Here is a 26,394-nt window from a genome sequence, read left to right on the forward strand (position 1 = left end):
CTGGCCAGCCTCAGAATCATTTACCAAACAGGCTGAACAAGATTGCAGAGATAGCAATGAGGCCCATAATGACGACGAATACGTTGCTGATGTGACCGCTGTATTTACGCATCGCAGGAACTTTATGGATGGCATACATTGGCATCAGGAACAGCAGCATTGCGATGATTGGGCCACCCAATGTTTCAATCATGCCCAAGATGCTTGGGTTCATGGTTGCTACGATCCAGGTTGTTACCAACATGAACAACGCAGTAATACGGTTCAGTTTGTCATGATTGATGGCTTTGCCTTTGCTACGCAGCGACTTGATAATCATGCCGTTAAAGCCTTCACGTGCGCCTAAGTAGTGACCCAGGAAAGATTTGGTGATAGCGATAAAGGCAATGACTGGCGCCATGTAGGCAATCATTGGGGTATTAAAGTGGTTAGCCAGGTAAGACAGAATGGAGATGTTCTGGCTTTTGGCTTCGGCCAAATCTGCCGGAGACAGGCTCAGCACGCAGCTGAATACGAAGAACATCACCGTAACAACCATCATGATGTGAGCAAAAGCCAAAATGCGGGAACATTTTTTCTCTGCATCTACACCGTATTCTTCACGTTTTGCTACCGCAAAGGCAGAAATGATCGGGGAGTGGTTGAACGAGAATACCATCACTGGAATTACCAGCCACAAGGTCATCCACAGGCCACTGCCGGTACCATTGCCATCCATTGATACATGTTCAAATATTGCACCTGACCAGTTAGGGATCAGATAGACCGCCAACAGCATCAATACGGCAACAAATGGGAATACCAGAATACTCATTGCTTTCACAATGGCATGCTCACCAAAACGCACGATAGTCATCAGGCCGATGATCAGAATCAACGACAAAATGGCACGTGGTGGTGATGGCAGATGCATCTGATGTGTGATGAAGCTATCAACAGTGTTGGTAATCGCCACACTGTAAACCAACAAGATTGGGTAGATTGCGAAGAAGTAAAGCAGAGTAATCAGTTTACCTGCGCCTTTACCAAAATGTTCTTCAACCACTTCGGTAATGTCTTCACCCGGATTTTTACCTGACAGCACAAAGCGGCACAGACCGCGGTGTGCATAGAAAGTCATCGGGAAAGCGATGATAGCCATAACAATAAGCGGCAGAAGGCCACCGATACCCGCATTGATTGGCAGAAACAGTACGCCAGCACCGATTGCTGTGCCATATAGGCCCAACATCCACATGGTGTCGGTTTTACGCCATGTACTTGATGAAACTTTTCCCGTGGAGGCAATAGTGCCTACTTGAGTAGTGTCCATGAAAAATCTCCATAGTGAACACGTTAATTTAAAATTAAGAACCGAAAGTTAGGTTCCTGTAATGCTTTATTTAGCGACATTATCAGGTGAAAAATTCAGTCAAAACGATTTGTTTAAAATGAGTGCCCTGGTTATTACTTGGTGCCGTAGTCGTGTGTTATACCTAAAAGTTAAAGTGCAAAATTTAACCGATTATCAGCGTGTGAATTCGTTTTATCGGATATTCTTATTGTTCTGATAAGAACCCTAGTTTTTGCTGGCGGCAAGATAGCGATTTGTAGTGAAAACTACCGTGATCCTGCTCTCAAATGCTCAATAAACTCGTCGGCGATCATTTGTTACGAATTTACATCTGATTGTTATATTAATGTTTATATTTTATCACTAGGGCTAATAAATAAGCATTTCTCACACTGTTCAATAAATAAACAATCAATTTTTCATTCCCTCTATCTTGGTGGGAAATATATTTTAACCACGCTGATGAATCTAGTGAAAATCAAGTTATTCACTGATTTATTGATGAATATCATTAATGTAAAATATACGAATAATTATAACTCATTGATTTTAATTTGTTTTATATTTTTATTGTTACCAGTATAGGCGCTGATAACTGGCGGTAATATAAGCACTTAAATAAAGTGAAAGGGGAGGTTTATTGTTGGATTAAATAAGTCAGCGAGTGACTATTTGCATTCCATGATTTATTTGTCATATGAAATTTTGCCGTCGCAATTTGTCTGACAATATAACTGATGCTATTTCTTGGCTCAGATGTATTAAAAGAATGGCAAATGTTAAATTAATTTACCTTAAACTCAGCGATTACTAGCACTTAATTATGGAATGAAATTGTGTTTTAAAATTTTTATGGATTAAAAGCCATATTAAGCACAATTAAAATATGGTTATTACCTGTTGGCTTGTTTTGCTTAAATATAATACGTTTTTTAGATAATACACCTCCAACGTATTCATCCAATATTTACACAATTAAGATTTTTGCTATGTAATCAAGACGATCTGTCGACTAGCGACAAAATCAGTATTTAGAGCGGCAAATCTCCCATGCCAACGAGATAGTGCGCATAGCACACCTCTCATTAGCAGAGGGAATGGTCAGTGGGGCAGGGCGTGCGGGCTTAACAGTAGGTTTTAATACCGTGTTGTAACAAGAATTGGCTGAATTCATCATCAGGTTGGCGATCAGTCACCAATGCATCAAACAGGGTCAGTGTGCCAATGCTGGCAGGTTTTATTTTGCCAAACTTACTGTGGTCAGCGACCAGAATTTTATGCTGGGATTTGGCAATAGCTCGGTGCTTGAGTAGGATCTCGTCGAAGTTAAAACAAGTTGCGCCATACTCAATTGAAACACCCGCCGCGGAGATAAAAGCTTTATTCGGGCAGGCATTATCTAGTTCATTATGCTGACTGATAGGGGTGAAAATGTAGTTATTCGGTTTGAACTCACCACCACACAGGATCACTTTACAGTTAGGTTTATCTTGTAAGGAAAGGAACGTGTTGAGGGAGTAGCAAATGGCAGTAAATGACAGTTCTTCATCTATCTCGTCAATGATTGATGGAATTGTGGTACCGCAGTCAAAAAAAACAGTGTCATTTTCAGCAATAAGACGTGCTGCCAACTGGCCGATTCGGCGTTTTTCTTCCACCTGCTTAGCTTGTTGGTCAGAAACAAAATAGTTATTGGCATTATTACTTTTTGGGTCCATCACCACGTAACCACCCAACAAAATGACGGCAGTCGGTTCAGCGCTGAGGTCCCGGCGAATGGTCATTTCAGACACTCGCAACAGATTGGCGGCATCTTTCAGATGGATTTTGTCGGAACGCTTAAGAGCCTGCGTCAGTTTATTAATTCGTTCAGCACGGCGAGTTTCCATAAGCTATTCCTGACAAGTTATTTTCAAAACCAAATATTGCGTACAACTCTTTGTAATGCAATCTAAAACAAGCTGTTGCAAGATAAAAATAGAGTTAAACAGTCGATGGTAATAATTAAGCCCGGCAATTACCGGGCTTACAATAATTTAATAGCTTGATGCGGAGACTGACTGGCCTGAAACGATGGCCACTCCTGAACTGGTGCCAATTCGTGTTGCCCCTGCTTTAATCATGGTTTCCGCAGTTGCTTTATCTCGAACAGCACCGGATGCCTTAACACCCATGACCGGGCCGACAGTGGCACGCATCAATTTTACATGTTCTTCTTTCGCGCCACCGGTGCTGAAACCCGTTGAAGTTTTAACAAAAGCGACGTCAAGCTCACGGCAGATATCACAAACTTGTACAATCTGTGCATCGCTAAGCAGGCAAGTTTCTAATATTACCTTCAACGGTGTAGCGCCGCAATTATCACGCACAGCCTTGATATCGGCTTTAACCTCATCAATTTTGCCACTTTTTAACCAGCCAACATTGATAACCATATCAATCTCTTGTGCGCCAGCCTTGATAGCAGCTTGAGCTTCAAAGGCTTTTGCTTCGGTCAGACCTGCCCCCAGAGGGAACCCAATCACTGAACATACTTTTACTGGGCTACCCGCCAGTTGCTGCGCTGCCAGGGGAACATACCCAGAGTTAACACATACAGTATAGAAATGATGCTGTTTAGCTTCTTCACACAGCTTAATGATTTGGGCTTCAGTGGCGTCCATTGCCAGTAGGGTATGGTCAATGTAGCTAGCGTAATTGATCGTCATGATTATTATCCTTTTGTTTATCTATAAGTTGGCTCTATTGTTATAATAGTAACATTTAAAAGAAAAAACAAAGGTAATTATCACAAATATGACTGTTTTAGATTTTGTTTTGTTATTTTAATTACATTTGTGGGGGTTAAATAGACAGCAGATACATTTAATTTAAACGCATCTGATTGAATTTTATTGGTTTTAAATAGGACGGTATTTCTGACGAGAAAGATTGCCGGTCTTTTCGCTTACCGGCAATGTGAGATAAGTTACGTGAGGAGGATTAGCTTCTGACCCATCCTTTACTGATCGGTAAGGCAAAACTCAAGTGATAAAGGCGCTGCATACCATTCGAGATAGCTTCCCCGAATAAATTCCACACCAGTTGTGCGAACAAACAGCCGACAATCCCTAACAGGAAGGCTCCCACCATATCTAATGGCCAATGAACACCCAGATAAATGCGTGACCAGGCAATGGCAATAGCCACGGTCATCATGCTGACTGCCGACCAGAGTTTGTGCCAGAAAACAAAAGCTAAGGCCACGGTAAAAATAGCGGTACCGTGATCACTTGGGAAAGAACTGTCCGGTGAGTGCGGCATAAAGTTATAGCCAAAACCCACAACAAAAGGCCGGTCATGGGGGATAAGCATGCCAATACAGGCGGCTGAGAGCATGGAGAATGCCAGTGCAATGGCGGCTTTAGTGACCATTGTGCGCTGCATATCCATGGTGTTTTTCGGCCCCCACAACCACAGCCCGACGAGCAAAATAGGGATAATCATAATCAGATCGCGTGCGATAAAAGTCGCAAAAGAAATTATCCATGATGGTGATGCTGGAGTTGCATTTATCATGGAAAAGAAAAAGTAATTCATTTGTTCCATCATTCTGTACCTTTATCGCGGCGGTAAAAACCGCTAATCATCCCAAACACAGCCAACTGGCTGAGCCATACCCACCAACCCGCCCACAGGTTGTGGCTAAGAAAATGCGCCCCACGCATAATTTGACCAAATCCCATCAACATGCCAAGGCCGACTCCAACAAACCAACACAGTGTGGCCAATCGCGGCCGCTCTGGGTAAAACAAGAAAAACAGAGCCATTATTGCAAAACCACTGGATGCATGGCCCCCAGGGAAGCAGTGGCCGGGGCCTGCACCGATCGGCGCCGTTCCCATCAGCACGTAGTTCAGAGATTTACCGCCATACTCCACTAGATCCCAAGGGCAGGAGTGCGCGCTAGTAGCTTTTAGCATACCGATCACCAATGGACCGATACCCAGCAGCAACATGGTGGTCACCAAGCGACCATTACGCCGATAAATACCCCACATCAATGCGATAATAGCCGCACTGATAATGCTCAGTTTCAGTAACCGGTGGTTGAGTAAATCCAGCCAGTAATTATTCTCCCATGGAAAATGTTGGTCGATCGGGTCAAACCAGTAATTACTGATAAACCAATCCAACTGTTCGTCGCGGGATAACCAGAGAAACAGCAATCCGCTGATCAACAACCCAAAAACCTGCCAAAAATAAAAGGATAACGGCAGTGAGTAAAGGGACTTTGTCCTAATTATCTGTACCGTTGAGGTATTATTTAATATAGGCACAGTGGGGTTTGATTGAGTGGGCAGTTTGTTGGTCTTCACGAAATGGCCTGAAGCAGAGGTTGTGATGCTAATATTGTGTTTATTTTGTCTTAAGAAAGCCTTAAGAGCTGATATGAGAAGGGAATTACAGCGGGACTCAAATTTCAGGCAAGAAAAAACCCGATTAGTCTTGAACCTAAGAAGGCGGGACTATCGGGCTCCTCAATATGGGGACATCAAAGAAAAGCAGTGGCACTAATTCAGACCCCTGCTTGGTAAGAAAGTTCTGGGCAAATGAAAAAAGTATAAAATAATGTTTAGTTTTATCTTAAATGCACTTTTTCTTACCCTAGCCTAATACACCCGGCCAGACAATGACGATTAATGAACCAGCTAACGTCAGTAATACGTTCGCGATGGCATAAGTTCCTGCGTAGCCTAGCGCTGGGATATTACTGCGGGCGGTATCACTGATAATATCCATGGCGGGAGCGCATGTCCTCGCCCCCATTATTGCTCCGAAGAGCAGAGCGCGGTTCATACGTAATACATAAGCGCCAAAGATAAAGCAGATAACCACTGGCACCAGACTGACTATCAGGCCCGATATTAGCATCTGCCCGCCAACGGCTCCCAGACTACTATTAATTCCCCCACCGGCGCTTAGCCCGACACCGGCCATAAAGACCATCAGCCCGAATTCTTTCACCATATTTAGTGCCCCTTGCGGGATATAGCCGAAAGTCGGATGATTCGCCCGCAAAAAGCCAAGCATGATGCCTGCCATTAATAATCCGGCAGCATTACCAATACCGAAGCTAAAATTACTGAATTGGAAGGTAATCAGGCCAATCATTAATCCCAAAATAAAGAAGGCGCAGAAAGCCAGCAAGTCGGTAACTTGACTGTGAATGGAGATAAAGCCAATCTTTTCGGCCACGCTTTTCACTCGGCGGGCATCGCCGCTGACTTGCAATACATCGCCTTTATTCAATACCACATTGTCATCAATGGGCATTTCGATTTGGCTGCGGATCACCCGGTTAAGGAAACAGCCGTGGTCGGTTAGTTTTAAATGACTCAGACGTTTGCCCACCGCATTGCTGTTTTTGACCACAATCTCTTCAGTCACAATGCGCATGTCCAGCAGGTCACGGTCAAAGACCTCTTTCCCATTACGGAAACTGGGGTCAAGACGTGAGTGAGCATCGGGATAACCTACCAGCGAGATTTCATCACCCACTTGCAGCACCGCGTCGCCATCAGGGTTTGCCAGAATACCATTACGGCGAATTCTCTCGATATAACAGCCAGTTTGACGATAGATGCCTAACTCACGTAGATTTTTGCCATCAGCCCAAGCCACCAGTTCAGGGCCAACACGATAGGCACGAATCACCGGCAAATAAACTTTACGTTGACTGTCGGTATCAAGGCCACGTTCGCGCGCAATTTGCTGAGCACTGGTCGGTAAGTCTTGATGCTGAAGTTTAGGGAGATAGCGGGCACCTAAAATCAGGCTAACCAACCCAATCAGGTAGGTCAGGGCATAGCCGAGGCTCAGATTATCTTGGGCATGCTGTAGGGCCGGATTATTGGCGATGGTATGGCGCAGTGTGTCGCCAGCCCCCACCAAGACAGGCGTCGATGTCATTGAACCCGCGAGCATACCGGCCGTCAGACCAATATCCCAGCCAAATAACTTACCCAGACCCAGAGCCAGAATCATGGCACTGCCCACCATGACCAAGGCGAGCATCAGGTAGTTTTTACCGTCGCGGAAGAAAATAGAGAAAAAGTTTGGGCCAGCTTCGACACCGACACAAAAAATAAAAAGCATAAAGCCCAGATTTAGCGCTTCTGTATTGATAGTGAAATGCTGTTGCCCAAGCAACAGTGAGACCACCAACACACCGATAGCGTTACCTAATTGGATGGGACCCAGCCGCAGTTTGCCCAGGCATAATCCCAGTGCTAAAACTACGAATAACAGCAAGATGTAGTTGCCGTTTAACAAATTTGCGACGTTTATATTCACTAGTATGACTTTCTATTTAGCTCGGATGACGATGATTTACCATGCACTCGCCCTCAATCTAACGTTAGAGCGACACATATCTTTAAATTCAAAAATATTATCGCCAAACAAGAAATAAATATTGGCAATAGCGGGGCTTATTCTAATCTGTCTGTTGCGAGACAGCCAGTAGTAAGCAGGAAGTTTGGTATGGCCAGATAGATGTGCTTGATTACGAGTTAAAATTGGGCTGATATGCTATCAATAGTGAGCGAAGGGCGGCTTGGGGACGATATTTTTGCTGTAATGAGATAAATAACAGGAAATAAAAAAGGGTGTTAAACACCCTTTATCGGATAAAACCAACCAAAATTGACAGAAAAACCATATTAGTATAGAAAACTTCGGTTGGTTGCTAACCGGATTATTGGAACAGGCTCAGATTTTGTTTAGCGTAAGCTTCAAAATCGGTGCAACCGCCAATGTGTTTTTCATCGATAAAGATTTGTGGCACGGTTTCTACTGGCTTGCCGACTGTTTTTTCCAGGTCAGCTTTGGTAATACCTTCCGCATGAATATCGATGTAACGGAATTTAAAATCGTCGCGTTCAGTTTCCAACTTTTCCGCCAATTCTTTGGCACGAACACAGTAAGGACATCCAGGACGCCCAAAAATCACAGCAAACATGTAGAACTCCTTGATTAAATTGAGATAATCACTTCGTCAACAGTTACTGATATATTCAACTGTTAAATGACTTTTAGCGTATTACTTACTCTCACTGGGGTCTACTATGCCCCTTGGGGGCGTGAAAAAAAAGCAGGAATTACCTGTTAGTCTGATTAATCTTACCTATTTGCTTATTGATACTGTTACAAACAGTGGTGATTCAATACACTGAATCAAAGTTGTTATTGAGCTTATCGGAGGTAAAGATGCGCTCGCTAGGAGATATGCCCCGCATTGTGATCATTTCAGAAGTGTTGGGGATGGTATTACTGGTTGTTGCCTATCTCAGTATTAATGACTTCGTGTCATTGCCTGGTTCGATGGGAACACCCACTGTTGCGATTATTATGATTTTTGTCGGAATCGGCCTGATGTTACCGGCAGCCGCCTATATTGTTTGGCGGGTTGCCAGTGGTTTTGGGCCATTATTAGGCAGTGCAGATAGGATATCCAAACCACAATCCAAGAAAGAGTTAGATGAAGAACGAATCAAAAAAGAGAACAAATCTGAGTAAGGTTATGACCAGGTCTCCTTTAGGGCATCAAATTTAGCCGGGATTGAAGTGGCGCTAGCGACCAATATTCCGTAAGCTATGCCACTTTTCGTATTATGAGAATCGTGAGGTAGGTAGTTATGGATTCACTCATCGTCCCGGATTTAGCCTTATTACGGCGTTGGCTGGATCAGCTCGGTATCTCATTTTTTGAATGCGATTCCTGCCAGGCCCTGCATTTGCCGCATATGCAAAATTTTGAAGGGGTGTTTGATGCCAAAGTTGATTTGGTTGATAACGTCATTCTGTTCTCTGCTCTGGCAGAGATTCGGCCGACAGCATTGATCCCATTAGTGGCAGATCTCAGCCAAATTAACGCCAGTTCACTGACGGTGAAAGCCTTTATTGATATTCAGGATGATAATTTGCCCAAACTGATTGTCTGCCAGTCGCTGACAATAGAAGTTGGGGTGACATTTGCCCAATTTGGCTACTTTATGCAGCAGTGCGAAGAACAGATCTCAATGATTATTCTGGAAGCACGCGCCAATGATTTGCTATTTATTGGCAACAGTGACGATGATGAGTTACCACAAACTGCCACCGCTTATCCCGTAATTCATTAATTGCCGCCTCATATTAATCATCAGCGTGCTGCTGGTCATCAGTGGCACACTACTATTCCCCTTAGAAACCATAAGATATTCTGCTTTTTACCCTCCTTTGCCAGATATTTGTCGCCGTTTATACCGTTAGTGGCGCATTACATAGATAGAAAATGCATAAAAAATCGATAAAAGGCGTTTTTTACCCTAGAGTATGGTGTGAATTGCGAACTGCGGTTATGCTGCTGTTTCTGCAAAGAGCATAATATTCTTCCGCAATATCAGTGATTATTCTTGTTAGGTTAATAATCACACACCGTGCATAGTCATGCATCTGGTGTTTGTGGCAATCGCACTCGGCAGGCCAAAGGTGTTGTATCCCATCGGATACAAATTTGCGTACGACCTCACCCCCTATTTTGGAGGAGTTAACGGATGTTCACCCAACGTAAAAAGTGGTTATCGGGTGTTGCTGCTGGCCTATTAATGGCCGCGTCCGTCTCAGCATCTGCTGAGGAAAAAACACTGCACGTTTACAACTGGTCCGATTATATCGCGCCGGATACGCTGGCTAATTTTCAAAAAGAGACCGGCATTAAGGTTGTCTATGATGTGTTTGACTCCAACGAGGTGTTGGAAGGTAAATTGATGGCGGGGAGTACCGGGTTTGACTTGGTAGTGCCATCTGCCAGTTTCCTCGAACGCCAATTGTCTGCTGGCGTATTTAAGCCGCTGGATAAAAGCAAATTACCGAATTATAAAAATCTTGATCCCGAATTGTTGGCGCTGGTCAGCAAACACGATCCTGAGAATAAGTACGCGATTCCTTATCTGTGGGCGACAACGGGTATCGGCTATAACGTAGAAAAAGTTAAAGCAGCACTGGGCACCGATGTGCCAGTTAATAGCTGGGACTTGGTATTGAAGCCCGAAAATCTTGAGAAGCTTAAAAGCTGTGGCGTCTCTTTCCTGGATGCACCCAGTGAGATTTTTGCCACCGTGCTCAATTACTTAGGCAAAGATCCCAACAGTATTCAGGCCAGTGATTACACCGGTCCTGCCACTGATTTACTGCTGAAATTGCGGCCGAATATCCGCTATTTCCACTCGTCACAATATATAAATGATTTGGCTAACGGCGATATTTGCGTTGCAGTCGGTTGGGCCGGTGATGTTATGCAGGCTTCTAATCGCGCCAAAGAAGCTAAAAATGGCGTGAATGTGGCTTACAGTATTCCAAAGGAAGGGGCATTAGCTTTCTTTGATGTGTTTGCGATGCCATCTGATGCCAAAAATCAGGATGAAGCATATCAGTTCCTCAATTACCTGATGCGCCCTGATGTGATTGCGAATATCAGTAACCACGTGTTCTATGCCAATGCCAACCAAGCGGCGACGCCACTGGTGAACGCAGAAGTTCGTGATAATCCGGGTATTTACCCGCCAGCTGATGTACGTGCCAAAATGTTCACACTGAAAGTACAAGATCCGAAAATTGATCGTGTGATCACCCGGGCCTGGACCAAAGTGAAAAGTGGTAAATAAATCCTTGGCGTGAATCAGTTATCTATTGATGACTGTTAACCCATTGATAAAAAGTAAAATAGACCATGGTAGGAACAGGGAGTGTATCTTCCTGTTCCTGTTTTTTTATTGTGCCGCAGCTTGAATGCGGCCTGTTCTGCTTTTACGGAGAGCACGCTGAGTGAATGATGTAATTCCCCGCCCGCAGCCAAAATCCCAGAAGGTGTTTACCCCTTTGCTGGAAATTCGCAATTTAACCAAATCATTTGATGGTCAGGCCGCGGTAGATGATGTCAATTTGACTATCTATAAAGGTGAGATTTTTGCGCTGTTAGGGGCTTCAGGCTGTGGTAAATCCACTCTGTTGCGTATGCTGGCCGGTTTTGAACAACCGACTCAGGGGCAGATAGTGCTCGATGGGCAGGATTTGTCGCATGTGCCGCCTTATCAGCGCCCAATCAACATGATGTTCCAGTCGTATGCCTTATTCCCGCATATGACTGTTGAACAAAATATCGCCTTTGGTTTGAAGCAAGACAAACTCCCTGCTGATGAAATCAAAAGCCGGGTAGCCGAAATGCTGACACTGGTGCATATGCAAGAGTTTGCCAAACGTAAGCCACACCAGTTATCGGGTGGTCAGCGTCAGCGAGTGGCACTGGCGCGCAGTTTGGCAAAGCGGCCAAAACTGCTGCTGCTAGATGAGCCAATGGGCGCGTTAGATAAAAAGCTGCGTGACCGCATGCAACTGGAAGTGGTGGATATCTTAGAGCGTGTGGGAGCCACTTGCGTCATGGTGACCCATGACCAGGAAGAAGCGATGACCATGGCCGGGCGCATTGCCATTATGAACCGTGGCAAGTTTGTGCAAATTGGTGAGCCAGAAGAGATCTATGAACACCCAAACAGTAGATTCAGTGCTGAGTTCATCGGTTCGGTGAATGTGTTTGAAGGCGTGCTAAAAGAGCGTTTGGATGATGCGTTAGTCATTGATAGCCCCGGCTTACGCCATCCGTTGAAAGTTGATTCCGATGCCTCAGTGGTTGACGGTGTGCCCGTTTTTGTTGCCCTGCGCCCCGAAAAGGTAATGTTGTGTGAACAGGTGCCGGAAGATGGTTGTAACTTTGCGGTGGGTGAAGTGGTACACATTGCCTATCTGGGCGATTTGTCTATTTATCACGTGAAATTGCACAGTGGGCAGATGCTGAGTGCGCAACTACAAAATGGCCATCGCTACCGTAAAGGGATGCCAACTTGGGGTGATGAAGTGCAACTTTGCTGGGATGCGGATAGCTGTGTCGTTCTGGGCAGCTAATCATTTTGGGTCGCTGATAGTATTGGGAGTTTAATATTGTGATACCAGAATCTACCCGTGGAGTCGCCGAGCCACCGACCCGCACAGTCGGGCCAATTAAGGCACTGATACAGCGCTTCCAAATGTTGCATGGTCGTAAGCTAGTGATTGCTATGCCCTATTTGTGGCTATTTCTGTTGTTTATGTTGCCATTCCTGATTGTGTTTAAAATCAGTCTGGCGGAGATGGCGCGTGCAGTTCCTCCTTATACCGACCTGGTGACCTGGTTGGACGGTAAGTTGGATATCTCGCTCAATCTTGGCAACTATCTGCAACTGCTTGATGATCCACTGTATATCGATGCTTACCTGCAATCACTGCAAGTGGCGGCGGTATCAACATTGTGTTGCCTGATTATCGGCTATCCATTGGCTTGGGCGATTGCTCATAGTAAATCATCCACGCGAAATATCTTATTGCTGCTGGTTATTTTACCGTCGTGGACATCGTTCCTGATTCGAGTTTATGCCTGGATGGGGATACTGAAAAACAACGGCATTCTGAATAACTTTCTGCTGTGGACTGGGATTATCGATCAGCCGCTGATTATTCTGCACACCAATCTGGCGGTATATATTGGTGTGGTCTATTCCTATCTGCCTTTTATGGTGCTCCCTATCTATACTGCGCTGACCCGGCTGGATTATTCGTTGGTTGAAGCCGCATTGGACTTGGGCGCGAAGCCATTTAAAACCTTTGTCAGTGTTATTGTGCCGCTGACCAAAGGGGGGATTGTTGCCGGTTCCATGTTGGTCTTTATTCCCGCGGTCGGTGAGTTTGTTATCCCTGAACTGCTCGGTGGGCCGGATAGCATCATGATTGGCCGTATTTTGTGGCAGGAGTTCTTCAATAACCGTGACTGGCCGGTGGCCTCAGCGGTAGCAACGGTGATGTTGGTGTTGCTGATTGCGCCGATACTCTGGTTCCACAAACATCAGAATAAAGAGATAGGAGGCCCGGTATGAATAACCTACCGGAAGTGCGCTCGGTCTGGCGCCGGGTGATCCTGATTGTCGGCTATACATTCTTGTATGCGCCGATGCTGATGTTGGTTATCTATTCGTTTAACAGTTCAAAGTTGGTCACCGTGTGGGCGGGGTGGTCAATCCGTTGGTATATCGAGCTTTTTAATGACTCGGCGATGATATCTGCTGTTGGCTTGAGTCTGACTATCGCCGCGGCATCTGCCACGATGGCGGTGGTACTGGGGACCATAGCCGCAGTGGTTATGGTGCGTTTCGGGCGTTTTCGCGGCTCTACCGGCTTTGCTTTTATGCTGACCGCACCGCTGGTTATGCCCGATGTTATCACCGGTTTGTCGCTGTTGTTGCTGTTCGTTGCTATGGGCCACGCCATTGGCTGGCCGGCGGAGCGCGGTATGTTTACCATCTGGCTGGCTCATGTGACGTTCTGTACTGCCTATGTGACAGTGGTGATCAGCTCTCGTTTGCGCGAGTTGGATCGGTCAATCGAAGAAGCGGCCATGGATTTGGGGGCAACTCCATTAAAAGTCTTCTTCGTGATTACCGTGCCGATGATTGCACCTGCGCTCATCTCCGGTTGGTTGCTGGCCTTTACCTTATCGCTGGATGACTTGGTGATTGCCAGCTTTGTTGCCGGGCCGGGCGCGACCACTTTACCGATGTTGGTATTCTCCAGTGTGCGCATGGGGGTTAATCCAGAGATAAATGCATTGGCGACTCTTATCTTGTTGGTGGTCGGGATTATCGGTTTAATTGCCTGGTGGTTTATGTCCCGTGCGGAAAAACAGCGATTGCGCGAATTACGTAAAGCTGCCCGTAGCTGATTAGTCTTAAAACTGTTAGGCTTTCATCATCTTATAACGCCGCGTTTCAGCGGCGTTATTGTCAAGGATAACATCAGGTTGCAAAACCCGAACAGGGAGACCGACAGGGCAATATGAGATCGTTATTTTCATCCTCAGCGTTTTCATCTGCGGCAACTACGCCGGTGCCGGTGTTAATTGCCGGAACGGCTATTATTGCGACCCGTTTTATCGGGGTAGTACTGTTGGTGGCGGAGTTGGGCTGGAGCGGCACCGGCAGTTTTATTGATGAAAGTCTGCAAACCTGGGGTTCCGGTTTCGTCTTTACTGCCAGTGTGTTGCTGCTGCTACTGGAGATTGTGTGTGGCGTCGCAGTCTGCTTGCGGCAAAATTGGGCGCGATGGTCTTATTTGCTCTGCCAGTTACTGGTCATTGTTTATTTATTGATGGTGTCGCTGGATTGGTTATCCCTTGATGTGGATGTTTTCCGTGTTGAAGGGGATACTGGCGCTGAAATCCTGCATAGCTTGTTGCTACAGAAAATCCCGGATGTGGTGATTATCGGTTTGTTATTCTTCCCTTGGCATCGCTACTTCCGCGCGTCAAAGTGAGTGTTTAGCGTGGCACAATGCTACAATCCATCCCCATCAACAGCCTCGGCTGAAAATTATTTAACGTCTCAGATTATAACGGTCAATTATTAATGCATTGCGCACAGTATACGGCGGGTAGCTGTCGTTCCTGTCAGTGGCTGGATAAACCTTATCCCCAGCAACTGGCTGACAAACAACATCATTTAGAGAGTCTATTATTCGGTCACGCCGTGGCTCAATGGCTGGAACCGGTATTCGGACGTGAAAGCGCTTTTCGTAATAAAGCGAAAATGGTAGTCAGTGGCAGTGTTGAACGCCCACTGTTGGGTATGTTACATCGCGACGGGTCGGCAGTTGATTTGTGTGATTGTCCACTTTATCCCGCCAGTTTCGCGCCTGTTTTTGCGGTGCTTAAAATCTTTATTGCCCGCGCAGGTTTGACGCCCTATAACGTGGCCCGTAAACGGGGGGAGTTGAAGTTCCTGCTATTGACTGAAAGCACCTATAGCGGTGAACTTATGCTGCGTTTTGTACTGCGCTCTGAAGCTAAACTGGCGCAACTGCGAGCAGCTTTGCCGTGGCTACAGCAACAATTGCCTCAACTGGCGGTTATCTCGGCCAATATTCAGCCGGTGCATATGGCAATTTTGGAAGGGGAGCAGGAGATTGCACTGACCGAGCAGCAGGCGTTGCCAGAATTATTCAATCAGGTGCCGCTGTTTATCCGGCCACAAAGTTTTTTCCAGACCAATCCACAAGTGGCGGCCTCGCTATATGCCACGGCCCGCCAGTGGGTGCGTGAACTGAATATTGATAGCATGTGGGATTTGTTCTGTGGGGTCGGCGGGTTTGGTTTACATTGTGCCGACACCGAGACCCAATTGACTGGGATTGAAATCAGCACTGAAGCTATTGCTTGCGCGCGGCAGTCAGCGGATCAGTTAGGGCTAAAAAACGTTAATTTTGCCGCGCTGGATTCAACCCGATTTGCCACCGCTGAAGCACAAGTGCCACAGTTGGTGTTGGTCAATCCGCCGCGTCGCGGAATTGGCACCGAACTGTGTCGCTATCTTAGCCAGATGGCACCTGAGTTTATTCTCTATTCCAGCTGCAATGCCGAGACAATGGCAAAAGATATTGCTCAATTAGCGGATTACCGTATTGAGCGGGTGCAGTTGTTCGATATGTTTCCGCATACCAGCCATTATGAAGTGCTAACCTTACTTACCCTTAGTCCTTGAAGTCGCAGGGGGTTAGCTGACCACCTATCTGCAACTCCAATGACTTTGGGTACTGATTAACGTGTGGATCAGTTAGGGAACCACTTATCATTGATGGCTTTATAAGTCCCATCAGCTTTCACTGCATCAATCGCTTTATTCAGTTTTTCCAACAGTGCGGTGTTCTCTGGGCGTACGGCAATACCCAGCCCAGTACCGAAGTACTGCGGATCAGTCACATGCTCGCCAACTGACGCCAGGTTCGGGTTGGTTTTCAGCCACTCATTGACCACTGCTGTATCACCGAATACCCCATCAATACGGCCATTTTTCAGGTCGATAATGGCATTTTGGTAACTGTCATAAGCTACGGTTTGAATTTCAGGGTGCTTATCCTGCAAGTATTTCTGATGAGTGGTGCCATTTTCCATGCCGATTTTCTTACCTTTCAAGTCAGCGAAAGAGCTGAATTTACCTTTCGGGGCGATGACAATGGCTGAGTTTGCATAGTACGGCTGGGTAAATGTCACTTGCTTGCTACGTTCAGGAGTAATGTCCATACCGGAAATCACGGCATCGTAACGTTTGAATTTAAGCGCTGGAATCAAGCTATCAAAAGCCTGATTGGTGAAAGTACAGTTGGCTTCCATCTGCTTACATAATGCTTTTGCCAAATCCATATCAAAGCCAACAATTTCGTTATTGGTGCCGATAGATTCAAACGGTGGGTAGGTTGCTGAGGCGGCAAAACGGATTGTTTCTGCGGCAGTCGCACTGAAAACCATACCACTTAAGATTGTTGCCAATAGTAGCTTTTTCATGCTTAAACTCCTGTCTGAATATTTTTAATAGAATACGTTATTAGTTATTGATTTTATTATTACTGGTGATGCTTCATCGCGATTTATTCGGATGATTGATGGCATTTACATTGCCATTTTATGAATTTATATGCAAGTAATGTGATTAAAAATTTAGTTTTTATTTTTGTGAAGAAAGGAGGAGGGGAGATATTTCGGTTGATATACATTTAGGTGTTCGGTTCGGTTGTTAAAGCTTCATGGCTCACTCAATTTCGGTAGCCTCAATCCACCGTCCATGGCGGATTACCTTGCCGACTCTCTTCGCTCGGCTGCTCAAATGTGCTTTTAACATCAAAACCCAAAAACATGGTTTTGCCGTTGAGCGCAATCAGGAGTATTGCTGACCAGGATGGAGGGTAGAGTGGGCGGGTGAGGATGCCCGCCAGACGCAGGCGGTTTATCCGCAGGGCAATATTTCGCGCAAGCGCAGGATTCCACAAGGGTGTGCGCTCACACCCTTTGGCGGTTGGTTCATCCAAGATTAGATGAGCTGTGAAGCTTTAACAACTGAACTGAGCACCTGGTTCAAGCTCTGAGTCCAAACTCTTAGGGATAATTTCCCCCTAATTACGCCGCTCAAACGCCAATGCTTTGCGCTCCACCAACCGCATTAGCAGGGTCAGTAAGCCATTCACACACAGGTAAACAATCCCCGCAGCACCGAAGACCATGACGTCATAGGTACGGCCATACATCAATTGGCTGTAACCCATAACCTCCATCAATGTGATGGTGTAAGCCAATGAGGTACTTTTGAACACCAATACCACTTCGTTGGAATAGGAGGATAGTGCACGTTTGAAAGCATAAGGCAGCAGAATACGCAACGATTGTGCCTTAGACATCCCCAGTGCTTCACATGATTGCCACTGACCGGCCGGAATAGCGCGCACGGCACCGTGGAACAGCAAGGTGGTATAAGCCGCACTGTTCAGGGCGAGTGCTATCATAGCGCACAACCAAGGTTGCGATAGCACATGCCATAGCCACGGAAATTCCCGAATCGCCGGGAACTGGCCGGGGCCATAATAAATCAGGAAAATCTGCACTAACAGCGGAGTGCCGGTAAACAAAGTGATGTAAATCTTCACCACTTGGGTCGCTATCGGGGTCTTCAGTGTCAAAATAATCGTGAAAATCAACGATAGAACCAAAGCCACTAGCAATGAGGCGATGGTTAATGTCAGGCTGGTATGCAGCCCTTTAAGAATCTCAGGTAAGTATTCCAACATCAGGATGGGCTCCGCTCAAAACGGGTGGTACGGAGTTCAATCCATTTGAGTACATACTGGCTCAGTAGGGTAACCAGCAGATAGATTGCTGCGGCAATAACATACCAAGTGAAGGGTTCTTGTGTTCGAGTGGCAATGCTTTTGGTTTGCAGCATCAAGTCATTAACACTGATCAGTGACACTAACGCAGTATCTTTCAGCAGTACCAGCCATTGGTTACCCAAGCCGGGTAAGGCATGACGCCACATCTGCGGCATAATCAGGCGAAAGAAGATAGCGGCCTGACTTAAACCCAGCGCCTGACCTGACTCCCATTGCCCGACTGGCACCGCTTTCAGTGCGCCGCGTAAGGTTTGCGAAGCATAAGCGGAATAGAGCAGGGCCAGAGCGATAACACCACACAAGAACGGGCTGACCTCGAAATCATCAATATTGAGCTTAATGGGTAGCTCAAACAGATAGAGATTCAACGTAAAGCCGTCTGATAGCATCATCAGCAGTTGAGACGAGCCAAAATAGATAAACAAGACCACCAGTATCTCGGGTAGTCCGCGCAAAATGGTGACCCAGCCGGTGGTCAGATAGCTGACCACTTTCCAACGTGATGATTCACAGACGGCAAACAGCATCGCCAGAACCAGACCGAGAACCAAGGCACAAACGGCAAGGCCGACGGTCATGCCGGCGGCGCTTGCTAAAGGTTGAAATTCATTCATGGGTGCTTAAATTATTGCTGGAACCATTTTTTATAAATTGTCTGATAGGTGCCATCTGCTTTAACTTTCGCCAGTGCAGCATCTAACTTACCCTGTAGTTCGGTATTGTTTTGACGAACCGCAATACCTAAACCGGTACCGAAATAGTTAGCATCAGTCACTTTATCACCCACTGCTACCAGTTGGTTGTTCTGCTTCAGCCACTCATTGACCACGGCAGTGTCACCAAATACGGCATCCAGACGACCATTTTTCAGATCAAGAATGGCATTCTGATAGCTGTCATAAGGAACGGCAGTGATTTCAGGATGTTTTTCCATCAGGAATTTTTGATGGGTAGAGCCATTTTGCATACCAACACGTTTACCTTTCAGCGCCGCTAAATCAGCGATTTTGCCTTTCTCTGCAATAAACAAGGCAGAGTTTTCATAGTAAGGCTGAGTGAACGCTACTTGTTTCTGGCGCTCAGGGGTGATGTCCATCCCAGAGATAACCGCATCAAAACGTTTGAATTTCAGGCTTGGGATCAAGCTGTCGAAAGCCTGATTGGTAAAGGTACACTCGGCTTGCATCTCTTTACACAGGGCATTCGCCAGATCGATATCAAAGCCCTGCATTTTATTATTGGCATCAATAAATTCAAACGGCGGATAAGTTGCTTCAGCGGCGAAACGAATAGTTTCAGCGGCAGAGGCCGATAAGCTGATACTGGCGAGGACTGCAGCAATTATTAATTTTTTCATCGCAAATTCCCAAATAGATATCAATGTGACAGATAGCTGGCAAAAGCTTCAGTTGTTGGTTGTGCAAAGTGGCTGGCATCACCCTGTTCCACTATGTGGCCATTTTCCATGTACACCACACGGCTGGCCGTTTTGCGGGCCACTTCAACCTCATGGGTAACAATCACTTGGGTAATACCGGTTCCGGCCAATTCACGGATAATACTGACGATTTGCGCGGTAATTTCTGGATCAAGTGCTGCAGTCGGTTCGTCAAACAGCAAAACCTGTGGCTCCATCATTAATGCACGTGCAATCGCCACTCGCTGTTGTTGACCACCAGAAAGGTGCAGCGGGAAGCGATCAGCAAAATCAGTCAAACGCAGACGGGTCAGTAATTTTTGTGCCCGTGCCATGGCTTCATCTTTTGACAGACCCAGCACACGGCAAGGGGCTTCAATCAGATTTTGTACCACTGACAAGTGGGGCCAAAGATTATATTGCTGGAAGACCATACCCACATTCTGGCGTAATTCGCGGATAGCTTTTGCGCCCGGAGCCTGGGTAAAGTCGAAGTGATTACCGGCGATCTGCAAGGTTCCTGAACGAGGCATTTCCAGCAGGTTAAGTACACGCAGCAATGAGCTTTTACCGGCACCACTTGGCCCTAATAGCACCAAGGTTTCGCCCGCAGGACAGTCTAATGTAATGTCGAACAGCGCCTGGTGTACGCCGTAGTAACAGTTAATTCCGTTAAGTTGAATACTCATGCGCCAAATCTGAATAGCCAATGATGCGGTGAATGGTAACTTCCGCGGCATACTTATGCAATCTTTGTGCGTTAAAATTTATTAATAACCAGCGTTACGGCTAAATAACAGCATAACATTTGGATTTGAATGCTATCGAAGGGAATTTGTCACGCGATGAATAAATCTGACAGAGCATCCGCAGTGTGGGTTAAAAAACAACCAAAATAGGTTTGTACTTGCAAATCAAAGAGTACCGGTTTACTGGAATAAAACCGGTACACCGAATACCGCTATTTCAATTTTACCTGATTGAATGTTGTGAAGATGCTCTCAACATCAGCCTCTGTTAAATTATGTTGGCGGATGGTTTTGATAAATAGTGCTTTATTGCCCATCTCTGCTGGCTTACAGGTTTTTAGCTCTTGCGCTATCTGTTGCAGAATATGGCTGCTTAACTGACTGATGTGGGTTCGAACCTCATCCAGCGGTTTTGGCTGCCAATGTGTTTCCGGTTGTGATAGCCAATCTGCACGGTAACGATATTGGATGGCTTTTGCCGCATTGATTTGTGCCTCCATGAACGGTTTGATAGATACGCCACTTAACCCCAGCGACTCGGCTTCAGCCAGACTTTTATCCATCACTTTATCTTCTTGGATAAGGTCTTCTATCGGCAAATGTTTTGCGGCTTTATAGCCCGCGACATCCTTCATATAACTTAAACGTTCATTAAGCAGTTGGGCGGTTTGCCCACAATCTTGAGCTTGTACTGTTGCAGTGATAAAAAAACAGCTAACAGCGATAAACCGGATGAATGGAGGCATAATGACGACGTCCTTGTTAAGGTTTATATTTGCAGTGAATGACGGGAAATAGCTTTTATATCAAGTAACTTCCAGTAAACACAAAGGTTGTTTACTGGAAGAATAGATAATGGAGTTAGTGATCGCCGAGAAGTTGACGCAGGCTGCTGGCTGGGGCAGATACGCCCATAAAGCGAATATCATCAACCACCCAGCAGGTTCCTTCGCGGATCATTAACACTTCATCCTGCCACGCTACGGATTTCCCGTCTGCTGTTTGGTGCGTTAAATTGACACGTAACGGAATATTGCGCGCATCGGTATTAGGGATGGTTGAGGCGCTGGCGACGTCGGCACTGGTGCTGCCCTCTCGGAGGCTAGTAAAAATATCACCATTAATAGTTTGGGTGGTATTCACCTGAGTCGCGCTGCGGTTTCCGGCCTGTTTTCTGGCAGTTTGGATGGTTTCATACAGTGCCTGACTCAGATAAGGACGAAATTGGGCTGATAAATTGTCATCAGGTAAGCCGCTCTTCGTGCCAATTTGCTGAACCCGCAAGTCATAGAATTGTTGTGCGACCTGGTCTGGGCCGCCCTCAACACAAGGTGCGCTGCGGCTGCTGATGTCCTTGAATGCTGGGGAAACGGAACTGGTACAAGCGCTGAGCAAAACGGCGAGAGGGAGAATCAGGGCAATATTTTTCTTTTTCATATGATGACCTTAAGTGAAAGAATCTATTATGAAAGTGATTGTAGTATAAAACCTATTTTCCTCACTGTCTTATGCTGAGCGTATATTGCTTTTGCCAATAATGCGATAAGCGGCTAGTTATTATTGATATTAATCTGAGATTTGGATTTCTTGTTTGGTTTACCTTGTAAGCCAACTATTCCTATTGATGGGTCTTTACGGGCATAGCTGACAATTTTATTGGTTGTATTGAGTTTGGTGCTACCAGCCATTACGGCTTGATCCTTGCCACAAGCATGGCAAATAGTCGTATTAGCGATATTCATTGAGCCACAGAATGGGCATTTTATTCCTGGGAGATGCCGCTGAAGATCTTTTTTAGCCATTACCCCTAATGGGCTAACATCGGATGACAATGACCAAACCAGGCTCACAGCCCAACCAATAAGTGTCCAGCCAAACAGTAGGTTAGCCAGGAAAATAGAGCCCGTTTTATTATGTTTACGATTTTTCGCAATAATAAAAGGGACAAAATAAAGGATAATAAGTATCAAGCTATTGATGATAGAAGGCATTGTTTAACGCTCAGCGTTTATGGTGTAGTTAGCCAATAACCCTATCAGTAACATCACTGATAAATAAGTACTGGCCCGAATTATCACCATGAGTGGTGGTGATAATGAACAGTAAAAATAGCGGATGAGGGAAATGCCAACTTCCTATTTCTGGTCGTCATCCACTCTTATCAACCGCGTAATTTACCATGTTCTTTTAACCAGCGAGCGGTGCGAATAATACCTTCGTCCAACGAGACTATGGGGCGATAACCCAACTCCAATTCAGCACGATGGGTATCGAGTGTTAGGTCAAAATTGAGTTTAGCGACGCCATAATGGGTCAGGACCGGCTCTTTCTCGGCTTTATTGCCCAACTTCTCCATCGCCCTGGCCATAATATCCATCATCGGGTAGGGCACGGAGCGAATACGGCATGTCATCCCCAGCTCTTCCAACAAATGTAGCACGATAGTGCGCAGCGGGCGGGGTTGCTGATTGGTAATATTGTAAGCTCGACCCGACAAGGTACTCTGGCTTTGGGTCGCCTGCCACATGGCATGAACAGCATTTTCCAGATAGGTCATGTCCACCAATGCATCACCGCTGCGTGGGAGCAGCAAGGTGCCATAATATTTAATCATCTGTAGCAGGCGCGGGAGCATCACCGTGTCATGCGGGCCGAATAAACCTTGCGGCCGCAAAATAGTGAAATGGGTCTGCGGGTTGGACAGCGCCAATTGTTGGATAACTTCTTCTCCGGCGGCCTTACTACGGGCGAATTCGTTGGCAAAACGTACCGGACGGAAATCCTCCTGAATATTACGATGGTGGTGATAATCGAAATAAATGGCAGGTGAGGAGATATGAATAAAATTCTCTACGCCATAAGCAGCGGCCCATTCACCCAAGCGGCGTGTGGCGCGGACATTTGCCAATTCAAAAGCTTGTTCAGTCCCCCACGGCGAGGTAAAACTGGAGCAATGCCACAAAGTATCGACATCCGCCAGCATGGCTTTTGCCTGCGAGGAAACCAGATTTGTCAGATCAGCATGAATAAATTCAGCGCCTATTTTTGTCAATAATGCGCCCATCGCCGGGTTGTTACCGGTGGCGATGACTTTGATGCCTTGACGACGGAGATATTCAACGGCATTTCGGCCTAGCCCGCAGGTTGCACCGGTAACCAATACCTTCATAGCAAATTCGGTTCCCACCAAAAATCAGAATGCTAGAGCTTTGAATTATTCGCTCAGCAAATAAGATGCCATTCTTCCGTGAAATGATGCGCTATGCAATCAGAAACGACCTATACCCTTCATCTTTCAAGCCGCAGGGGTGTTGGCTGCTTTCATTTGCCCGAATCACTTACTGATGTAAGCTCATCGGGACGCTTTCATTTGCCGCCTACCTGCGATTTGAAATCTATCGGGTATGCGGGTTATCTTTCAAGCCGCAGGGGTGTTGGCTGCTTTCATTTGCCGCCTACCTGCGATTTGAAATCTATTGGTTATGCTGGTTATCTTTCAAGTTGGAGAGGGAGCCGCCCTCTGGGCTGTTCTCGCGGTCATATTGTTCGGCTAAGGTAGTAATTCGCTTGGCCATCCCACGGAAAATAAACAGGTGTGCGGGCATCATGACAAACCAGTAGAGTAATCCGTTAAAACCTGCCGGGTGCCACCATGCCCGAACATCAAAACTTCGACGCCCACCCAAGTCTTTGATAGTAAAGGTCAGACGCCCCAGTCCCGGCGCTTTCATACCAAACATCATGGCTAACTGGCGCATTGGCTTGAGAGTGATAACTTTCCAGCCATCAATCAGGTCACCCAATTCGAGTGTTTCCCTCTGTGGGCGACCATAAACGACGCCACCACCGGCAATGTCATCCATCCAGGCGCGGATTTTCCACAGCGGATTACCATAGAAATACCCCTCTTTGCCGCCAATTTGTTGTACCACGTGCCACAGTGCCTCACTGGAGGCGGTGGTATAGAGTTGGCAGCCCGCCTGTTTGGGATAAAAACCGTAACCCGGACGCCAGCGTGCGCGCGCCTCTGGGTCATAGCCCCAATCCGCTGAGTCCACCACCTCATCTTCACGGCGCAACGTCTCTTTAACGGCATCATCAAAACTGATGAGTTGCTGAGGAATTAGTGCTTGTAAAGCTTGTCCGTCGGCAGGCAAGTCGTGATTCAGCCCTTCAATCAAGGCGCTGGCAATTGACGTTGGTACCGAGGTGATCATATTGATGAAATAGACGGAGATAAAGCGGGTAGGGAGAGGAATAGGCACCAGCCAACGCCGTTTGCCACTGATGGCGATAAAGCGCTCGAACATGGTCTGATAACTTATATATTCCGGCCCGGCGACATCGAAAATACGGTTTTCGGCCGACGGATGATTGAGCAACTCGGTCAAATAAACCAGCAGATTTTCTAATGCAACCGGTGAGGATTTTGACCGTACCCAACGCGGTGGCGTTAGGATTGGCAGGTTATAGACCATATCGCGCATCACTTCAAAGGCCGCAGAGCCGGGGCCAATGATGATACTGGCGCGCAGTTCTGTCACCGGGATGCCACTTTGGCGCAGCAAGTCACCGGTCAGTTTGCGGGCAATCAGGTGAGAGGATTTGCTATCATCGGGCTGTGAGGCTCCCAGAAAAATAACCTGCTTGACCGGAGAAGATGATGTACTGGCAACATGCTGTAAGGCGACCTTCATATTATTGGCCGCAATACGTTCTTGCTCAATCAAATCCTGCCCGTCACCCATGCCATGCACCAGATAGTAAACAATATCAATATCTTGCAGGGCGGCATTTAAGGTTGCGGGCTGATAAAGGTCAACAAAGCGGCAATCGACTCCAGGCCATGGTTGCTCTTTTAACCACTCGATACGGCGGGCGGCAGCAATGACTTGGTGCCCCTGTTGGCTAAGCTTTGGAATAAGGTGCTGACCGATATAGCCACTGGCACCTAGTACCAAGATCCGTTGTGGTGTCATGAGCGCTGTTCTATCAAAAATTCACGCCACAACGCGACCACTTTTTCCAGATCTGCGCGGCTGATATTAAGATGAGTAATCATTCGGGTGATGGGGCCGGCGCTGATTAATACACCACGTTCGTGCATCCAAGGGCCAAGTTTGGCTGCATATTCAGCCGATTGCTTAATATACAACACATTGGTTTGTGCGCCGGGAGCCACAATTTCGATATCCAATGAGCCAAGTTGTTGCTCCAGCCATATGGCATTGTCGTGGTCGTCTTTTAGGCGAGCGACATGATGCTCTAAGGCATATAACCCTGCGGCGGCAAGGATCCCAGCCTGACGCATGCCTCCGCCGGTCATTTTTCGCCAACGGCGGGCGCGGTGAATGTATTCAGCACTGCCACACAGCAGCGAGCCTACCGGTGCGCCCAAGCCCTTAGAAAGACAAATGGTTAAGGTGTCGCAATATTGGCTAATCTCGCTTAATGGCACATTTAGTGCCACTGCAGCGTTAAAGATACGTGCGCCATCAATGTGCAGTGCGAGCTTATGCTCACGAGTCAATGCTCTGGCTTGCTGTAAATAGCTCAGTGGCAATACTTTACCGCTGTGAGTATTTTCCAAACTTAACAGTCGGGTTTGGGCAAAATGAATATCATCAGGCTTGATGGCTGCCAGAACTTTATCTAAAGGCAGCGTGCCGTCATCATTGGCATCAATAGGTTGTGGCTGAATACTCCCAAGAACAGCGGCACCGCCAGCTTCATACAGGTAGTTATGCGCCTTCTGGCCGACAATGTACTCTTCACCACGCTGACAGTGAGTTAACAGCGCCACCAAATTTGCCTGGGTGCCGGTTGGCAAGAAGAGTGCAGCTTCTTTACCTGATAACCGGGCTGCTTGAGCTTCTAAAGCATTAACTGTCGGGTCATCGCCATACACATCATCACCCACTTCGGCATTGGCCATAGCATTGCGCATCGCGGCGCTAGGTTGCGTTACTGTGTCACTGCGTAAATCGATAAGCATAATTTTCTCGCGGCTGGGAAAGAAAAGCGTTGTTTCATCATAGCGAGAATATTGAAACAAAAAAGCCCACTGAAGCGTTATT

At 46.5% G+C, this 26,394-nt stretch carries 27 protein-coding genes; 8 read left to right on the forward strand and 19 right to left on the reverse strand.

Annotation, left to right across the window (positions count from 1 at the left end; translation table 11 throughout):
- Positions 1–16: 16 nt before the first annotated feature.
- From DJ58_RS15635 to DJ58_RS15605, 7 genes are all read right to left on the reverse strand, one after another.
- Positions 17–1,312, reverse strand: a complete 1,296-nt coding sequence (locus DJ58_RS15635; protein ID WP_004710787.1) for an HAAAP family serine/threonine permease — start codon at positions 1,310–1,312, stop codon at positions 17–19.
- A 1,145-nt stretch (positions 1,313–2,457) separates the two neighbouring features.
- Positions 2,458–3,222: a DNA-binding transcriptional repressor DeoR gene (deoR, locus tag DJ58_RS15630; protein WP_004710779.1), complete on the reverse strand. Its 765-nt coding sequence runs from the start codon at positions 3,220–3,222 to the stop codon at positions 2,458–2,460.
- 147 nt (positions 3,223–3,369) lie between these two features.
- Positions 3,370–4,041 carry a deoxyribose-phosphate aldolase gene (deoC, locus tag DJ58_RS15625; RefSeq protein ID WP_004710777.1) on the reverse strand — a complete coding sequence of 224 codons (672 nt, stop codon included), beginning with the start codon at positions 4,039–4,041 and terminating at the stop codon, positions 3,370–3,372.
- A 274-nt stretch (positions 4,042–4,315) separates the two neighbouring features.
- Positions 4,316–4,921, reverse strand: a complete 606-nt coding sequence (gene ybjG, locus DJ58_RS15620; protein WP_161598511.1) for an undecaprenyl-diphosphate phosphatase — start codon at positions 4,919–4,921, stop codon at positions 4,316–4,318.
- The gene (locus DJ58_RS15615) at positions 4,921–5,592 is read right to left on the reverse strand and encodes a phosphatase PAP2 family protein (RefSeq protein ID WP_032911531.1); all 672 of its coding nucleotides are present in this window, start codon (positions 5,590–5,592) and stop codon (positions 4,921–4,923) included. The genes ybjG and DJ58_RS15615 overlap by 1 nt, the downstream gene beginning before the upstream one ends.
- A gap of 388 nt (positions 5,593–5,980) precedes the next feature.
- Positions 5,981–7,669, reverse strand: a complete 1,689-nt coding sequence (locus DJ58_RS15610; RefSeq protein ID WP_032911505.1) for an aspartate:alanine antiporter — start codon at positions 7,667–7,669, stop codon at positions 5,981–5,983.
- Positions 7,670–8,072: 403 nt separating this feature from the next.
- Complete coding sequence (locus DJ58_RS15605) at positions 8,073–8,336, reverse strand: GrxA family glutaredoxin (protein WP_004710767.1); 264 nt, start codon at positions 8,334–8,336, stop codon at positions 8,073–8,075.
- 248 nt (positions 8,337–8,584) lie between these two features.
- Here DJ58_RS15605 and DJ58_RS15600 point away from each other — a divergent pair, with 248 nt between their 5' ends.
- The 8 genes from DJ58_RS15600 (at position 8,585) to rlmC (ending at position 15,975) form a co-directional block, all read left to right on the forward strand.
- Positions 8,585–8,893 carry a YbjC family protein gene (locus DJ58_RS15600; RefSeq protein ID WP_032911504.1) on the forward strand — a complete coding sequence of 103 codons (309 nt, stop codon included), beginning with the start codon at positions 8,585–8,587 and terminating at the stop codon, positions 8,891–8,893.
- Positions 8,894–9,012: 119 nt separating this feature from the next.
- Entirely contained in the window at positions 9,013–9,498 is a 486-nt protein-coding gene (locus tag DJ58_RS15595; protein ID WP_004710760.1) for a type III secretion system chaperone family protein, read from the forward strand.
- Between the two features lie 414 nt (positions 9,499–9,912).
- Positions 9,913–11,022: a spermidine/putrescine ABC transporter substrate-binding protein PotF gene (potF, locus tag DJ58_RS15590; protein ID WP_004710758.1), complete on the forward strand. Its 1,110-nt coding sequence runs from the start codon at positions 9,913–9,915 to the stop codon at positions 11,020–11,022.
- A 160-nt stretch (positions 11,023–11,182) separates the two neighbouring features.
- Complete coding sequence (gene potG / locus DJ58_RS15585) at positions 11,183–12,316, forward strand: putrescine ABC transporter ATP-binding subunit PotG (protein WP_032911503.1); 1,134 nt, start codon at positions 11,183–11,185, stop codon at positions 12,314–12,316.
- A gap of 38 nt (positions 12,317–12,354) precedes the next feature.
- A complete protein-coding gene (potH, locus tag DJ58_RS15580; RefSeq protein ID WP_004710754.1) occupies positions 12,355–13,320 on the forward strand; it encodes a putrescine ABC transporter permease PotH in 966 nt (321 codons plus the stop codon).
- Positions 13,317–14,162 carry a putrescine ABC transporter permease PotI gene (gene potI / locus DJ58_RS15575; RefSeq protein WP_032911502.1) on the forward strand — a complete coding sequence of 282 codons (846 nt, stop codon included), beginning with the start codon at positions 13,317–13,319 and terminating at the stop codon, positions 14,160–14,162. Before potH ends, potI begins: the two co-directional genes overlap by 4 nt.
- 113 nt (positions 14,163–14,275) lie before the next feature.
- Positions 14,276–14,752: a YbjO family protein gene (locus tag DJ58_RS15570; protein WP_032911501.1), complete on the forward strand. Its 477-nt coding sequence runs from the start codon at positions 14,276–14,278 to the stop codon at positions 14,750–14,752.
- 92 nt (positions 14,753–14,844) lie between these two features.
- Positions 14,845–15,975, forward strand: coding sequence for a 23S rRNA (uracil(747)-C(5))-methyltransferase RlmC (rlmC, locus tag DJ58_RS15565; RefSeq protein ID WP_004710748.1), 1,131 nt, complete (start codon positions 14,845–14,847; stop codon positions 15,973–15,975).
- A 68-nt stretch (positions 15,976–16,043) separates the two neighbouring features.
- On the opposite strand, the gene DJ58_RS15560 is transcribed toward rlmC, so the two are convergent.
- The 12 genes from DJ58_RS15560 to ltaE all read right to left on the reverse strand — a co-directional run bounded on the left by DJ58_RS15560 (position 16,044) and on the right by ltaE (position 26,312).
- Positions 16,044–16,775 carry an arginine ABC transporter substrate-binding protein gene (locus DJ58_RS15560; protein WP_004710746.1) on the reverse strand — a complete coding sequence of 244 codons (732 nt, stop codon included), beginning with the start codon at positions 16,773–16,775 and terminating at the stop codon, positions 16,044–16,046.
- A gap of 263 nt (positions 16,776–17,038) precedes the next feature.
- Positions 17,039–17,296: a hypothetical protein gene (locus DJ58_RS0121655; protein WP_004710744.1), complete on the reverse strand. Its 258-nt coding sequence runs from the start codon at positions 17,294–17,296 to the stop codon at positions 17,039–17,041.
- 84 nt (positions 17,297–17,380) lie between these two features.
- Positions 17,381–18,049 carry an arginine ABC transporter permease ArtM gene (artM, locus tag DJ58_RS15555; RefSeq protein ID WP_032911500.1) on the reverse strand — a complete coding sequence of 223 codons (669 nt, stop codon included), beginning with the start codon at positions 18,047–18,049 and terminating at the stop codon, positions 17,381–17,383.
- Complete coding sequence (gene artQ, locus DJ58_RS15550) at positions 18,049–18,765, reverse strand: arginine ABC transporter permease ArtQ (RefSeq protein ID WP_004710742.1); 717 nt, start codon at positions 18,763–18,765, stop codon at positions 18,049–18,051. The genes artM and artQ overlap by 1 nt, the downstream gene beginning before the upstream one ends.
- An 11-nt stretch (positions 18,766–18,776) precedes the next feature.
- Positions 18,777–19,508 (reverse strand): arginine ABC transporter substrate-binding protein, encoded by a 732-nt coding sequence (gene artJ, locus DJ58_RS15545; protein ID WP_004710740.1) that lies wholly within the window; start codon positions 19,506–19,508, stop codon positions 18,777–18,779.
- Positions 19,509–19,528: 20 nt separating this feature from the next.
- The gene (artP, locus tag DJ58_RS15540; protein WP_032911530.1) at positions 19,529–20,257 is read right to left on the reverse strand and encodes an arginine ABC transporter ATP-binding protein ArtP; all 729 of its coding nucleotides are present in this window, start codon (positions 20,255–20,257) and stop codon (positions 19,529–19,531) included.
- 272 nt (positions 20,258–20,529) lie between these two features.
- On the reverse strand, positions 20,530–21,063 hold the full coding sequence (locus DJ58_RS15535) for a chorismate mutase (protein ID WP_004710733.1): 534 nt from the start codon (positions 21,061–21,063) through the stop codon (positions 20,530–20,532).
- 115 nt (positions 21,064–21,178) lie between these two features.
- Positions 21,179–21,754 carry a lipoprotein gene (locus tag DJ58_RS15530; RefSeq protein ID WP_004710730.1) on the reverse strand — a complete coding sequence of 192 codons (576 nt, stop codon included), beginning with the start codon at positions 21,752–21,754 and terminating at the stop codon, positions 21,179–21,181.
- Positions 21,755–21,867: 113 nt separating this feature from the next.
- Positions 21,868–22,308, reverse strand: coding sequence for a superinfection immunity protein (locus DJ58_RS15525; RefSeq protein WP_004710728.1), 441 nt, complete (start codon positions 22,306–22,308; stop codon positions 21,868–21,870).
- Positions 22,309–22,478: 170 nt separating this feature from the next.
- Positions 22,479–23,486, reverse strand: coding sequence for an NAD-dependent epimerase/dehydratase family protein (locus DJ58_RS15520; RefSeq protein WP_004710726.1), 1,008 nt, complete (start codon positions 23,484–23,486; stop codon positions 22,479–22,481).
- 304 nt (positions 23,487–23,790) lie between these two features.
- The gene (locus DJ58_RS15515) at positions 23,791–25,296 is read right to left on the reverse strand and encodes a DUF2867 domain-containing protein (RefSeq protein ID WP_050413905.1); all 1,506 of its coding nucleotides are present in this window, start codon (positions 25,294–25,296) and stop codon (positions 23,791–23,793) included.
- Complete coding sequence (gene ltaE / locus DJ58_RS15510; protein ID WP_004710723.1) at positions 25,293–26,312, reverse strand: low-specificity L-threonine aldolase; 1,020 nt, start codon at positions 26,310–26,312, stop codon at positions 25,293–25,295. The genes DJ58_RS15515 and ltaE overlap by 4 nt, the downstream gene beginning before the upstream one ends.
- Positions 26,313–26,394 lie beyond the last annotated feature (82 nt).

Source organism: Yersinia frederiksenii ATCC 33641, assembly GCF_000754805.1.
Lineage (GTDB): Bacteria > Pseudomonadota > Gammaproteobacteria > Enterobacterales > Enterobacteriaceae > Yersinia > Yersinia frederiksenii.

Excerpts from the sequence above, each read along its gene's own strand:
- DJ58_RS15635 (WP_004710787.1), bottom strand. The coding sequence starts at position 1,312 with ATGGACACTACTCAAGTAGGCACTATTGCCTCCACGGGAAAAGTTTCA.
- deoR (WP_004710779.1), bottom strand. The coding sequence starts at position 3,222 with ATGGAAACTCGCCGTGCTGAACGAATTAATAAACTGACGCAGGCTCTT.
- deoC (WP_004710777.1), bottom strand. The coding sequence starts at position 4,041 with ATGACGATCAATTACGCTAGCTACATTGACCATACCCTACTGGCAATG.
- ybjG (WP_161598511.1), bottom strand. The coding sequence starts at position 4,921 with ATGGAACAAATGAATTACTTTTTCTTTTCCATGATAAATGCAACTCCA.
- DJ58_RS15605 (WP_004710767.1), bottom strand. The coding sequence starts at position 8,336 with ATGTTTGCTGTGATTTTTGGGCGTCCTGGATGTCCTTACTGTGTTCGT.
- DJ58_RS15600 (WP_032911504.1), top strand. The coding sequence starts at position 8,585 with ATGCGCTCGCTAGGAGATATGCCCCGCATTGTGATCATTTCAGAAGTG.
- DJ58_RS15595 (WP_004710760.1), top strand. The coding sequence starts at position 9,013 with ATGGATTCACTCATCGTCCCGGATTTAGCCTTATTACGGCGTTGGCTG.
- potF (WP_004710758.1), top strand. The coding sequence starts at position 9,913 with ATGTTCACCCAACGTAAAAAGTGGTTATCGGGTGTTGCTGCTGGCCTA.
- potI (WP_032911502.1), top strand. The coding sequence starts at position 13,317 with ATGAATAACCTACCGGAAGTGCGCTCGGTCTGGCGCCGGGTGATCCTG.
- DJ58_RS15570 (WP_032911501.1), top strand. The coding sequence starts at position 14,276 with ATGAGATCGTTATTTTCATCCTCAGCGTTTTCATCTGCGGCAACTACG.
- rlmC (WP_004710748.1), top strand. The coding sequence starts at position 14,845 with ATGCATTGCGCACAGTATACGGCGGGTAGCTGTCGTTCCTGTCAGTGG.
- DJ58_RS15560 (WP_004710746.1), bottom strand. The coding sequence starts at position 16,775 with ATGAAAAAGCTACTATTGGCAACAATCTTAAGTGGTATGGTTTTCAGT.
- artM (WP_032911500.1), bottom strand. The coding sequence starts at position 18,049 with ATGTTGGAATACTTACCTGAGATTCTTAAAGGGCTGCATACCAGCCTG.
- artQ (WP_004710742.1), bottom strand. The coding sequence starts at position 18,765 with ATGAATGAATTTCAACCTTTAGCAAGCGCCGCCGGCATGACCGTCGGC.
- artJ (WP_004710740.1), bottom strand. The coding sequence starts at position 19,508 with ATGAAAAAATTAATAATTGCTGCAGTCCTCGCCAGTATCAGCTTATCG.
- artP (WP_032911530.1), bottom strand. The coding sequence starts at position 20,257 with ATGAGTATTCAACTTAACGGAATTAACTGTTACTACGGCGTACACCAG.
- DJ58_RS15535 (WP_004710733.1), bottom strand. The coding sequence starts at position 21,063 with ATGCCTCCATTCATCCGGTTTATCGCTGTTAGCTGTTTTTTTATCACT.
- DJ58_RS15530 (WP_004710730.1), bottom strand. The coding sequence starts at position 21,754 with ATGAAAAAGAAAAATATTGCCCTGATTCTCCCTCTCGCCGTTTTGCTC.
- DJ58_RS15525 (WP_004710728.1), bottom strand. The coding sequence starts at position 22,308 with ATGCCTTCTATCATCAATAGCTTGATACTTATTATCCTTTATTTTGTC.
- DJ58_RS15520 (WP_004710726.1), bottom strand. The coding sequence starts at position 23,486 with ATGAAGGTATTGGTTACCGGTGCAACCTGCGGGCTAGGCCGAAATGCC.
- DJ58_RS15515 (WP_050413905.1), bottom strand. The coding sequence starts at position 25,296 with ATGACACCACAACGGATCTTGGTACTAGGTGCCAGTGGCTATATCGGT.
- ltaE (WP_004710723.1), bottom strand. The coding sequence starts at position 26,312 with ATGCTTATCGATTTACGCAGTGACACAGTAACGCAACCTAGCGCCGCG.